The 10,863-nt window shown below is 57.6% G+C and carries 15 protein-coding genes; all 15 read right to left on the reverse strand.

Going from position 1 to position 10,863, the window contains the following annotated elements; translation table 11 throughout:
• On the reverse strand, positions 1-317 hold a 317-nt coding region (locus R6T97_RS16495; protein WP_410350370.1), incomplete at its 3' end, for an NADH-quinone oxidoreductase subunit J.
• Positions 314-712 (reverse strand): carboxymuconolactone decarboxylase family protein, encoded by a 399-nt coding sequence (locus R6T97_RS16500; RefSeq protein WP_410350371.1) that lies wholly within the window; start codon positions 710-712, stop codon positions 314-316. The genes R6T97_RS16500 and R6T97_RS16495, both read right to left, overlap by 4 nt.
• The gene (gene nuoI, locus R6T97_RS16505; RefSeq protein ID WP_410350372.1) at positions 709-1,203 is read right to left on the reverse strand and encodes an NADH-quinone oxidoreductase subunit NuoI; all 495 of its coding nucleotides are present in this window, start codon (positions 1,201-1,203) and stop codon (positions 709-711) included. The genes R6T97_RS16500 and nuoI overlap by 4 nt, the downstream gene beginning before the upstream one ends.
• A 3-nt stretch (positions 1,204-1,206) precedes the next feature.
• The gene (nuoH, locus tag R6T97_RS16510; RefSeq protein ID WP_410350373.1) at positions 1,207-2,247 is read right to left on the reverse strand and encodes an NADH-quinone oxidoreductase subunit NuoH; all 1,041 of its coding nucleotides are present in this window, start codon (positions 2,245-2,247) and stop codon (positions 1,207-1,209) included.
• Between the two features lie 11 nt (positions 2,248-2,258).
• On the reverse strand, positions 2,259-4,277 hold the full coding sequence (gene nuoG / locus R6T97_RS16515; RefSeq protein WP_410350374.1) for an NADH-quinone oxidoreductase subunit NuoG: 2,019 nt from the start codon (positions 4,275-4,277) through the stop codon (positions 2,259-2,261).
• 137 nt (positions 4,278-4,414) lie between these two features.
• Positions 4,415-4,819, reverse strand: coding sequence for a DUF5333 domain-containing protein (locus R6T97_RS16520; RefSeq protein WP_410350375.1), 405 nt, complete (start codon positions 4,817-4,819; stop codon positions 4,415-4,417).
• 186 nt (positions 4,820-5,005) lie between these two features.
• Positions 5,006-5,410: a hypothetical protein gene (locus R6T97_RS16525; RefSeq protein ID WP_410350376.1), complete on the reverse strand. Its 405-nt coding sequence runs from the start codon at positions 5,408-5,410 to the stop codon at positions 5,006-5,008.
• Complete coding sequence (nuoF, locus tag R6T97_RS16530) at positions 5,407-6,693, reverse strand: NADH-quinone oxidoreductase subunit NuoF (RefSeq protein ID WP_410350377.1); 1,287 nt, start codon at positions 6,691-6,693, stop codon at positions 5,407-5,409. The genes R6T97_RS16525 and nuoF overlap by 4 nt, the downstream gene beginning before the upstream one ends.
• Positions 6,694-6,717: 24 nt before the next feature.
• Positions 6,718-6,915: a hypothetical protein gene (locus tag R6T97_RS16535; protein ID WP_410350378.1), complete on the reverse strand. Its 198-nt coding sequence runs from the start codon at positions 6,913-6,915 to the stop codon at positions 6,718-6,720.
• On the reverse strand, positions 6,915-7,145 hold the full coding sequence (locus R6T97_RS16540; RefSeq protein WP_410350379.1) for a DUF5337 domain-containing protein: 231 nt from the start codon (positions 7,143-7,145) through the stop codon (positions 6,915-6,917). The genes R6T97_RS16535 and R6T97_RS16540 overlap by 1 nt, the downstream gene beginning before the upstream one ends.
• Positions 7,146-7,160: 15 nt before the next feature.
• On the reverse strand, positions 7,161-7,721 hold the full coding sequence (locus R6T97_RS16545) for an NADH:ubiquinone oxidoreductase (RefSeq protein ID WP_410350380.1): 561 nt from the start codon (positions 7,719-7,721) through the stop codon (positions 7,161-7,163).
• Positions 7,722-7,907: 186 nt separating this feature from the next.
• The gene (locus tag R6T97_RS16550; protein WP_410350381.1) at positions 7,908-9,008 is read right to left on the reverse strand and encodes an NADH-quinone oxidoreductase subunit E; all 1,101 of its coding nucleotides are present in this window, start codon (positions 9,006-9,008) and stop codon (positions 7,908-7,910) included.
• Between the two features lie 97 nt (positions 9,009-9,105).
• Positions 9,106-9,414 carry a hypothetical protein gene (locus R6T97_RS16555; RefSeq protein ID WP_410350382.1) on the reverse strand — a complete coding sequence of 103 codons (309 nt, stop codon included), beginning with the start codon at positions 9,412-9,414 and terminating at the stop codon, positions 9,106-9,108.
• 15 nt (positions 9,415-9,429) lie between these two features.
• A complete protein-coding gene (locus R6T97_RS16560; protein ID WP_410350383.1) occupies positions 9,430-9,627 on the reverse strand; it encodes a hypothetical protein in 198 nt (65 codons plus the stop codon).
• The gene (locus R6T97_RS16565; protein WP_410350384.1) at positions 9,624-10,862 is read right to left on the reverse strand and encodes an NADH-quinone oxidoreductase subunit D; all 1,239 of its coding nucleotides are present in this window, start codon (positions 10,860-10,862) and stop codon (positions 9,624-9,626) included. The genes R6T97_RS16560 and R6T97_RS16565 overlap by 4 nt, the downstream gene beginning before the upstream one ends.
• Between the last annotated feature and the right edge of the window lies 1 nt (position 10,863).

The following is a 10,863-nucleotide window of genomic DNA, read 5'->3' on the forward strand; positions in this document are numbered from 1 at the left end:
AGTTGCATCATGATCACGACGCCAATCAGCAGCGCCAACGGCAGATATTTCGTCATTTCCGCCTTCAGTTCCGCGAAATCCACGTCAAGCATCATCACAACGAAAAGAAACAGCACCGCAACCGCGCCCACATAGACGATAATCAGCAACATCGCTACGAATTCGGCCCCCAAGGTCACGAAAAGACCGGCGGAGGAGAGGAAGGCAAGGATCAGCCAAAGGACCGAGTGTACCGGATTGCGGCTGACGACCGTCATCAGGCCACCCGTCACGGTCGTCACGGCGAAAAGGTAAAAAGTGAACGCGAAGACGGTCATGCGCTTTCGTCCTTATCTAAAACTTCGGTGGCCAGTTCCATCGCCTTGGACATGGCCGGAACGCCTGCGAACATGCCCATTTGGGCGATCACTTCGGCGATTTCCTGTTTGCTGGCCCCTGCTTCAACCAAATGGCGGACAGTCAGACGGATTTGCGATTCAGCCTGCGCGCCCAGTACCGTCAAACCGGCGAGCGTCAGCATCAGGCGGGTTTTCGCGTCCAGCCCCTCTGGATTGCTGCCCTTGCCAAAGAACATCTCCATCGCCTCGGCAGACATGGTGGGCCAGAGGTTTTCAAAGCCTTTGGGCGCAATGGCATCCATGTCGACATTCATCGACGTGGCCCACTCCCGGCTCATCTTCATCATGGCTTCAAAGGGGTTTTGACCGCTCATCGGTACGGCGCATCCAGTTCGAGGTTGCGCGCGATCTCGGCTTCCCAGCGATCCCCGTTTTCGAGCAGTTTTTCCTTGTCGTAATACAGCTCTTCGCGGGTTTCGGTGCTGAACTCGAAATTCGGACCTTCGACGATGGCATCGACGGGGCAGGCTTCTTGGCAGAAACCGCAGTAGATGCATTTCGTCATGTCGATGTCATAGCGTGTCGTGCGGCGGCTGCCGTCATCGCGCGGTTCGGCATCGATGGTAATGGCTTGGGCGGGGCAGACGGCCTCGCAGAGTTTACAGGCGATGCAGCGTTCTTCGCCGTTGGGATACCGGCGCAAGGCGTGCTCACCACGAAAACGAGCACTCAGCGGCCCCTTTTCATGCGGGTAGTTCAGCGTGGCCTTGGGCGCAAGAAAGTATTTCATGCCAAGGCTAAAGCCTTTCCAGAAGTCCTGCAGCAGAAAGTACTTGGCCGCGCGGGTGTAATCCATTTGGGTCATTGATTAGCCTCCCATTGTCCAGCGGGCCCAAAAGCCCCCCAGAACTTCATATTTTGCCAGAAACGATACCAGTACCACCCAAGCAAGCGACATTGGCAGGAACACTTTCCAGCCGATCCGCATCAACTGGTCATAGCGGTAACGCGGGGTGATCGCCTTGACCATGGAGAACATGAAAAAGACGAGCGCCATCTTCAGCACCATCCACACAATGCCGTCCGGCAGACCCGGGATCGGTGACAGCCAGCCGCCGAAGAACAGCAAAGAGATCAGCGCGCACATCAGCACGACCGTCAAAAGTTCGCCGATCATGAACAGCAGGAACGGGGTCGAGGAGTATTCTACCTGATAGCCCGCCACCAGTTCCGATTCCGCTTCGGGCAAATCAAAAGGCGGGCGGTTTGTTTCAGCCAAGGCGCTGATAAAGAACAGGAACAGCATCGGGAAATGCGCAACCCAGAACCAGTTAAACAAGCCTGCATTGCCGTCTTGCGCCGCGACGATGTCGCCAAAGTTCAGAGAACCCGTCGAAATGATCACACCGACAATGATCAGGCCGATAGAGACCTCGTAAGAGATCATCTGCGCGGCAGACCGCAGCGAGCCAAGGAAGGGATATTTGGAATTGGACGCCCAGCCTCCCATGATCACGCCATACACCTCGAGCGAGCCGATCGCGAAAATATAGAGGACTGCAACGTTGATATCGGCCAGCACCCAACCATCGTTGAATGGAATGACCGCCCATGAAATCACTGCCAGAACAAAGGCAAGCAACGGGGCAAGGAAGAAAACGACCTTATCCGCCCCCGCAGGCACGACGATTTCCTTGACGATGTATTTCAGGAAATCCGCAAAGGATTGCAGCAGGCCGAACGGCCCCACAATATTCGGCCCCCTGCGCATTTGCACAGCGGCCCAGACCTTGCGGTCGGCGTACATCAGAAAGGCAAGTGCGACCAGCAAAGGCACCAACAGCAGCAAACACTGGAACAGGATCACCAGAACGATGCCAAGGTTGGTGTTGGTGAAGAAATCAACCATTATCGTCGTCCTTATTCCGCAGCCAGTGGCGCGGATTTACGTGCCTTCGCATTCGCGCTGAGTTCGGCCATCAGGCTTGAGGCGCGTGCAATCGGGTTCGTGAGGTAGAAATCGGTGACGGCATTGCGGAAATCCGCTTTGCCAAGTTTTTTGGGCGGGATCGGCTGCCAGTCATTCTCGGCCACCTCGTCGATATCGCCAAGATGCGGGTGTGCCGCAACCAGCGCCTGACGCAGTTGCGCCATGCTGTCGTATGGCAATGTCGCGTCCAACTCTGCCGACAGCGCCCGCAGGATCGCCCAGTTTTCCTTGGCTTCACCCGGAGGGAAGCTGGCGCGAAGGGCCAGTTGCGGACGGCCTTCGGTGTTTACAAAGACGCCGTTTTCTTCGGTGTAGGCCGCGGACGGCAGGATGATATCAGCGCGATGCGCACCCCGATCGCCGTGTGATCCCTGATAGATCACAAAGGCGCCGGGCTGTACTTCAACTTCGTCTGCACCAAGGTTGTAGATCACCTCTGCCCCGTCGATCGCGGCGGCAAGCCCGCCTTCGGTGGCAGCACCCACATCCATCGCACCTGCACGGCTGGCGGCGGTGTGCAGGATCAGCAGCTTGCCACCGGTTTTTTTCACAACGTCCATGGCCGCGGCGAGAACCGCTTCGCCATCCGCCTCTTGCAATGCGCCTTGCCCGACAATCACAAGCGAAGGCACGTCCTTGACCGCATCGAACGTGTGGTTGGTCAGATCTTCAAGCGCCTTCCGGTCTTTGCCCATATGTTCGTAGTCATAGGTCAGATCCACATTTTCGCCGATCAGTGCAACATTGGCACCACGCGACCACGCCTTGCGGATGCGTGCATTCAGCACCGGCGCTTCCTCGCGCGGATTGGTGCCGATCATCATGATGTACTGTGCATCGTCGATATCTTCGATGGTCGCCGTGCCGACATAGGCCGAACGGTTCCCCATCGGCAACTTCGCGCCGTCTGTGCGACACTCCACGCTGCCACCCTGCCCTTCGATCAACTGCTTGAGCGCGAATGCGGCCTCGACCGGAGCAAGATCGCCGACAAGACCGGCGACTTTCCTGCCCTTCATCGCGGCTGCAGCAGCAGAGAGCGCCTCGGGCCAATTGGCTTTGCGCAGCTTGCCGTTTTCACGGATATAGGGCGTGTCCAGACGCTGCTTGCGCAAACCGTCCCAGACAAAGCGGGTCTTATCGGAAATCCATTCCTCGTTCACGCCATCATGGTTGCGCGGCAGAAAGCGCATGACTTCGCGGCCCTTGGTATCCACGCGGATGTTAGAACCGAGTGCGTCCATCACATCAATGGATTCGGTCTTGGTCAGCTCCCAAGGGCGGGCGGTAAAGGCGTAAGGCTTGGACACCAGCGCACCGACGGGGCAAAGATCAATGATATTACCCTGCAGGTTCGAATCGAGCGTTTCGCCAAGATAGCTGGTGATTTCTGCATCTTCGCCACGACCTGTCTGGCCCATCTGATCGATGCCTGCGACCTCTGTCGTGAAACGCACGCAACGGGTGCAGGAAATGCAGCGCGTCATATGGGTTTCGACCAGCGGGCCAAGATCAAGATCTTCAGTCGCGCGCTTGGGTTCGCGGTAGCGGCTGAAATCAACGCCATATGCCATCGCCTGATCCTGCAGATCACATTCGCCACCCTGATCGCAGATCGGGCAATCCAGCGGGTGGTTGATCAGCAGAAACTCCATCACGCCTTCACGGGCTTTTTTCACCATGGGCGAGTTGGTTTTCACGACAGGCGGTTGGCCCTCTGGTCCGGGGCGCAAATCCTTGACCTGCATCGCGCAGGATGCCGCAGGTTTGGGCGGGCCACCGACAACTTCAACCAGACACATACGGCAGTTGCCCGCAATCGAAAGCCGTTCGTGATAGCAGAAACGGGGGATTTCGATCCCGGCTTCTTCACAGGCCTGAATCAGGGTCATCGCCCCGTCGACTTCAACCTCGTTTCCATCAATGACAACTTTGCGCAGATCAGACATGGCGTGTCCTATGTGTTCCCTATCGCGTACCAGACCGCTTCGGGTCACCCGCGTTGCCTCGCGTTCTAACGTGACAGGCCCCATGATGCCAGTCAGATCGACAAAAAACGGTCAATTTTCCGCCATGCGCCAGCCCGTTACCGCAAGAGCCAGCCAACGCGTGTATTTGCAGCAATTTGGGCGCGGCCAACGGTGCAATAGCTCTCTTCCTGCTCAGGCACGACGCCAAGGCGGACCAATTGCGCGCGTGCGATGGCCTCCAGCCGGTCTTTTTCGGCTTCATCATTGATATAGGCGTCAATCTCGGCCTCCGAATAGCCCAGTGCGCGCGCGCGGCTGCGCAGGGAGTGCAGATAGGTCAGACCGCGGAAAAGGCGGGCGCTGATGCTATCGCATTTGTCCGAAATCTCATAGGCCATGCCAACATAGATGATCCCGTCACGTATTTCGGCGACATTCTTCAACGCCGTCTGCGCCACAAGATGTCCGGCGGGAAAAACGGTGGCCAAGGCCATCGCCGCCAGCAGTGCCAGTCTTTTCATGCGAGATCTCCTGTAGGGCTGCTCGTGCGCCGCTTGTGCTGATTGCCAGATCATGCTTTGGCCTGCGTTATGCAATATCAGGGCACTGATTTGGCGGCGCGGCCTATCCGCCAGTGACGCAAACGACAAAAGCCGCGCCAAATGCCGCGGCCTTGTCCTCAACTTGCCCGAGACGCTGGTTTTGCTTCAGACCGGTATCAAGAGCGCACTCAGCGCAGAGCCTTCCAGTATCTCGGCATCGCCTGCGGCACAAAGGTCGTCAGTTGTCACGTCAACGCCGTGCTTCACTTCAAAGCTGCGCCGGCTCACGTCTGTTTCCAGCTCGATCCCTGCACGCTGACTGTTTGCCGAAAGCGACCCGCGCCCGACTTCGTTGCGCGCCTCGTTCAAAGAGGAATCAAGTGCGGCGTCATAGGTATAGCGTGCACAATTCTGCGCGATCCGGTTGGCGAGCGTGAGACTTGCGTAATACTCCGGCGTTGACAGGTTATACAGCTTTTGCACCACAGGGTCATTGAAAGACCGCGCGCCGGTTCCTGCACAAGCGGCCAATGTCAAAGCCGCGCCAAGCATCAATCCACGTGTCATCATTCTGCTGCCATCCCTGCCATGCGTTTGTTTTTGATCCGGTCCTCGATCTCGTCCCGGAAGTTCTTGATCAGGCCTTGGATCGGCCATGCGGCCGCATCACCCAGCGCACAAATGGTATGTCCTTCGACCTGTTTTGTCACATCAAGCAGCATGTCGATTTCCTCGACGCTGGCATTGCCTTCGACCAGACGCGCCATCACGCGCATCATCCAGCCCGTCCCTTCGCGGCACGGTGTACACTGGCCGCAGCTTTCGTGTTTGTAGAACTTCGACAAACGCCAGATCGCCTTGATCATATCGGTGGAGTTATCCATTACGATGACCGCAGCAGTGCCCAGGGACGAGCCCTTTTCCTTCAGTGCGTCGAAATCCATCACCGCATCGCGCATGTTTTCACCGCGCACACAGGGCACGGACGATCCGCCGGGGATCACCGCCTTGAGGTTTTCCCAGCCGCCGCGAATTCCGCCGCAGTGCTTTTCGATCAGCTCTTCAAAGGGAATCGACATTTCCTCTTCGACGACACAAGGGTTGTTTACATGACCGGAGATCGCGAACAGCTTGGTGCCTGCATTGTTCGGGCGGCCCATGCCGGCAAACCAGCCGCCACCACGGCGCAGGATCGTCGGCACAACGGCAATTGATTCCACGTTGTTCACTGTGGTCGGGCAACCGTAAAGACCCGCGCCCGCAGGAAATGGCGGCTTCATCCGCGGCATACCCTTTTTACCTTCAAGGCTTTCAAGCAGCGCGGTTTCCTCGCCGCAGATATAGGCCCCTGCCCCGTGGGTCAGGTAAATATCGAACGGCCAGCCGGATTTGGCGGCGTTCGGGCCAACAAGCCCCGCTTCGTAACATTCGTCGATCGCGGCCTGCAGAGCTTCTTTTTCGCGGATGTATTCGCCGCGAATGTAGATGTAGCAGGCGTTCGCATTCATCGCGAAGCTCGCGATCAGGCAGCCTTCGATCAGCGTATGCGGATCGTGGCGCATGATTTCGCGGTCCTTGCATGTGCCAGGCTCGGATTCGTCGGCATTCACCACCAGATAGGCGGGGCGCCCGTCGCTTTCCTTGGGCATGAACGACCACTTCAGGCCTGTCGGGAAACCCGCACCACCACGGCCACGCAGGCCGGAGGTTTTCATTTCATTGATGATCCAGTCACGGCCCTTCTTGATGATGTCGGCGGTGCCATCCCAGTGGCCCCGCGCCTGCGCGCCTTTCAGCGTGCGGTCATGCATCCCGTAAAGGTTCGTGAAAATCCGGTTCTCATCTTTGAGCATGATAAATACCTAACTCCAAATGTCTTATGACTGGCTTTCGATCGGCCACTGTTTGAATGCAAGAACGTACAGCATGATCAGGTTGACCAAAGGCACGAGCATCAGCAAAGCCAGCCAGCCATTGTGTCCGGTACGTTTCCACAATTGATAGAAAGGAACAACGACGACCACCGCATATACGATCAGCATCAAAAGTCCCGGCAAACCCATGTTATTCATCATCAGTCATCACCCCTGTCGTTTTGGCGCGCGCGCCAGAGTTGGTAGGTCTGCCACAGGGCAAACCCGAAACCGGCGAGCGCTGCAAGGTCAAAAAGTGCGCGTATGCGGTTGGGCCAGCCATATTCCGCCCCAGCGAGATTTGCAAAGACCCACAAAACACCTGTCGCCGCCACGATCAACGCGACGCGTTGTCCTGCCCTGGCCTGATTGCTGTCTCCATGTTGGGTCATCAGTTTTGCAAGGCCTTAGTAAACATCGCCCTTGTCGACCTTCTTGGAAAATTCGGTTTCACCGCCAGCCGCGAGCGTCTTGGCCTGTCCCAACCAGTTATCGCGGGTCACACGGCCTTTGAAGCCTTCAAGATTGTCGTCCATCCAAGCCTGTTCTTTCGGGCCCCATCCGGCGATCTGGTCAAAGTGGAAGATACCCATATCGTGCAGCGTTTTTTCCAGTTTGGGTCCGACACCCTTGATCTGCTTGAGATCATCGGGGCCGCCTTCGCGCGCGGCACTCAGGAATTCAGGGCGACCATCGTCCGCAGGCGCCTGTGCCCCCGCAGCAGATGCCGGTTTTGGCGCGGCCTTAGCGACCGGTGCTTCACTCTTGTTCGGACCGGGTGCAGGGTCGCGCCAGCCAAGCGCCAGCACGATTGCCGAAAGAACGCCAACAACACCGCCGGTGCTGGCAGATGCGAACAGGGAAAGATCGTAAATAACGAATGCAACTCCGGTTGCGACGACGGCAAATAATGCGGCAACGGCAATGATCCCCTCGCTGATCGTTGCAGGTCCAGTATTCTTGAACATGTATTTTCTCCCTCGGTTGACCGCTATTGCAGTCATGAAGACATCGCGTCACTCACTTGCGTCACATCGACACAAGCAGACGTAGTGTCCCACATCTACCCGAAACCTTGCCTTGGGGTAAAGAAATACTGCGTTCAAGACCGACAGCCCCCACGACCTTAGGCAAAGCGCACAATCAAGCGGCGCTTATCTGTCTTTGGCAAGATCAGCCGCTTGGGCCATCCAGTTGTCACGCGCGATGCGGCCCTTGAATTTCAGGCGGCTATCCACCCATGCAATCTCTTCCGCGGTCCACTTGGCGATCTGGTCGTAGTGCCAAAATCCCAACTCGTTCAAAACGCCTTCGAGCTTTGGCCCGACACCGCTGATCTTTTTCAGATCATCGGCCCCACCCTCGCGGGGTCCGGCAAGCGTTTCAGGCTGGCTTTCGATGACTGGATCAGGGTTGGATTTGCCTTTCGGCTTGGCTTTTGACTTGGCGACAGCCTCTTGCTTGGTCACGCCCGTGAGGTCAACCGGCTTGTCGGCGGCCGGCTTTGGCTCTGCCTTCTTTTTGCCGTTCGGTTCGGCCTGCTGGCCATCCTTGATCCAAGGTGTCAGCAAAGGCACTTCGGTCCCGTCGATCCGCTTGATCGTATCGCCGATATCCGTCGCCAGTTGCACACTGGCGTTATGTTTCATCTTGCCGCTGTCATATTCTTTCAGGCTGGTCAGGCCCTCCAAAGGTTCGGCGGCAAAACGACCGTTCTGCGGTCCCGGCGTTGGCACGCGACCTGCGGCCAGTTCATCGATGATCTCGGCCAGACGTTCGACGGTCAGGTCTTCGTAGTAATCCTTGCCGATCTGGGCCAACGCTCCGATGGCGCAAGAGCCCAGACACTCGACCTCTTCCCACGAAAACTTGCCATCCGCAGACAGCGCATGAGCCTGATCGGCGATCTTGTCCTTGCAAACGCCGATCAGGTCTTCTGCGCCGCAAATCATGCACGACAACGTACCGCAGACCTGAATATGCGCAACAGAGCCAACCGGTTGCAGTTGAAACATGAAATAGAACGATGCCACTTCCAGCGCACGGATAAAGGCCAGATCCAACATCGCCGCGACATGTTCGATTGCGGGGCGCGACAGCCAGCCTTCCTGTTCCTGTGCCCGCCACAGAATCGGAATGATCGCAGAGGCCTGCCGCCCTTCGGGAAACTTCTTCATCTGCGCCTCGGCCCATTTGAGGTTATCGGGCGTGAAGGCGAATGTTTCGGGCTGGTCGTGGTAAAGGCGGCGTAACATCAGATCTTTCCGGTCACTTCGTTGCGGTGAAACGGGTTTCACCTAAATTTCGGTTTATCCCCTAACACACCGGCAACGCCGGGCAAGGGATTTGTGATCAGGCACAGGTGCCGCTTGTCACGCGAAAGGCCTGCCCTTCGATCTCGCCACGCCCTTCGGCGCGCAGCTCCGTCATCACACGCGCCAGATCTTCGCGTGACAGCACGGCGTCGGCCATCACAAGGTCGGTGTTGGCGCTGGTCAGCGCGCAGCCATTGGCGGCGACACTTGTGACAAAGCGTTCCTTGGCGGATTGCGGTGCCTGGATCGGTTCGGGATCAGGCGTCGGCGCAGGCAATGGCACGATGATCGGCACCGCACAGGCGGACAAAGCCAGACATGACGCAAGGGTAAGGTAGCGGATCATTTCAAAGCTCCTGTATCAATTTTCGGCTGCGGGCGGCGCAACGGCAAAAACATCGGTCAAACCATAGACAAGGATAAACACGGACACCGCCAGACCAGTGACGCCACCGATAAAGATGCCCGCCGCACGGCCCCGAAACATCCGAGATACAATCGCAGAGACGAAGAACCCAAGGGCCACCAACAGCCCGAGGAGAAGATCACCCAATGTCATCTGTCGATTTCGCCGAAGACGACATCCATCGTCCCGATAATCGCGCTGACATCGGCCAGTTGGTGGCCCCTGCAAATATAGTCCATCGCCTGCAAGTGAAGATATCCCGGCGCACGCAGTTTGACGCGATACGGCTGGTTGGTGCCGTCGGCCACCAGATAGACGCCGAATTCACCCTTGGGCGCTTCGACCGCGGCGTAAACCTCGCCTGCGGGGACGTGGAACCCTTCTGTGTAAAGCTTGAAGTGGTGGATCAGCGCCTCCATCGAGGTCTTCATCTCACCGCGGGTCGGCGGGGTCATCTTGCCGCGGGCCATCACATCACCCTTTTCATGGCGCAGCTTTTCGCAGGCCTGCCGGATGATGTGGGTAGACTGGCGCATTTCTTCCATGCGGCAGAGGTAGCGGTCATAGCAGTCGCCGTTCTTGCCGACGGGCACCTGGAATTCAAACTCGTCATAGCATTCATAAGGCTGCGCACGGCGCAGATCCCATGCCAGGCCCGAACCCCGGACCATGACACCTGAAAAGCCCCACTCCTGAATGTCTTCCTCGGTCACGACGCCGATATCGGCGTTACGTTGCTTGAAAATCCGGTTTTCGGTCAGCAACCCGTCGATGTCGTCCAGCACTTTGGGGAATTCCACGGCCCACGCGTCGATGTCCTCGACCAGTTGATCCGGCAGGTCCTGATGCACACCACCGGGGCGAAAGTAGGCCGCGTGCAGGCGCGCACCGCAGGCGCGTTCGTAGAAGATCATCAGCTTTTCACGCTCTTCAAAGCCCCAAAGCGGCGGGGTCAGCGCGCCCACATCCATCGCCTGCGTGGTGACATTCAGCAGATGCGACAGGATGCGGCCAATCTCGGAATAAAGGACACGGATAAGCGACGCGCGACGCGGCACTTCGGTCCCTGTCAGCCGTTCAATCGCCAGACACCACGCATGTTCCTGATTCATCGGAGCCACATAATCAAGACGGTCCAGATAAGGCAGGTTTTGCAGGTACGTACGGCTTTCCATCAGCTTTTCGGTGCCACGGTGCAGCAGGCCGATGTGCGGGTCGCACCGCTCTACGATCTCGCCGTCAAGCTCCAGCACCAGACGCAGGACGCCGTGGGCCGCTGGGTGTTGCGGACCGAAGTTGATGTTGAAGTTCCTGATCTGCTGCTCGTCGGTCGCAGCGTCAGATGATCCATCATCATAGATATTTGTACGGATATCGCCGTCCATCATG

Origin of the sequence: Yoonia sp. (assembly GCF_046498525.1) — a bacterium.
In the GTDB taxonomy this organism is placed as follows: Bacteria; Pseudomonadota; Alphaproteobacteria; order Rhodobacterales; family Rhodobacteraceae; genus Yoonia.

What these genes read in the sequence shown, in the direction of transcription:
- R6T97_RS16500 (WP_410350371.1), bottom strand. Translation starts at nt 712, where the DNA reads ATGAGCGGTCAAAACCCCTTTGAAGCCATGATGAAGATGAGCCGGGAG.
- nuoI (WP_410350372.1), bottom strand. Translation starts at nt 1,203, where the DNA reads ATGACCCAAATGGATTACACCCGCGCGGCCAAGTACTTTCTGCTGCAG.
- nuoH (WP_410350373.1), bottom strand. Translation starts at nt 2,247, where the DNA reads ATGGTTGATTTCTTCACCAACACCAACCTTGGCATCGTTCTGGTGATC.
- nuoG (WP_410350374.1), bottom strand. Translation starts at nt 4,277, where the DNA reads ATGTCTGATCTGCGCAAAGTTGTCATTGATGGAAACGAGGTTGAAGTC.
- R6T97_RS16520 (WP_410350375.1), bottom strand. Translation starts at nt 4,819, where the DNA reads ATGAAAAGACTGGCACTGCTGGCGGCGATGGCCTTGGCCACCGTTTTT.
- R6T97_RS16525 (WP_410350376.1), bottom strand. Translation starts at nt 5,410, where the DNA reads ATGATGACACGTGGATTGATGCTTGGCGCGGCTTTGACATTGGCCGCT.
- nuoF (WP_410350377.1), bottom strand. Translation starts at nt 6,693, where the DNA reads ATGCTCAAAGATGAGAACCGGATTTTCACGAACCTTTACGGGATGCAT.
- R6T97_RS16535 (WP_410350378.1), bottom strand. Translation starts at nt 6,915, where the DNA reads ATGATGAATAACATGGGTTTGCCGGGACTTTTGATGCTGATCGTATAT.
- R6T97_RS16540 (WP_410350379.1), bottom strand. Translation starts at nt 7,145, where the DNA reads ATGACCCAACATGGAGACAGCAATCAGGCCAGGGCAGGACAACGCGTC.
- R6T97_RS16545 (WP_410350380.1), bottom strand. Translation starts at nt 7,721, where the DNA reads ATGTTCAAGAATACTGGACCTGCAACGATCAGCGAGGGGATCATTGCC.
- R6T97_RS16550 (WP_410350381.1), bottom strand. Translation starts at nt 9,008, where the DNA reads ATGTTACGCCGCCTTTACCACGACCAGCCCGAAACATTCGCCTTCACG.
- R6T97_RS16555 (WP_410350382.1), bottom strand. Translation starts at nt 9,414, where the DNA reads ATGATCCGCTACCTTACCCTTGCGTCATGTCTGGCTTTGTCCGCCTGT.
- R6T97_RS16560 (WP_410350383.1), bottom strand. Translation starts at nt 9,627, where the DNA reads ATGACATTGGGTGATCTTCTCCTCGGGCTGTTGGTGGCCCTTGGGTTC.
- R6T97_RS16565 (WP_410350384.1), bottom strand. Translation starts at nt 10,862, where the DNA reads ATGATGGACGGCGATATCCGTACAAATATCTATGATGATGGATCATCT.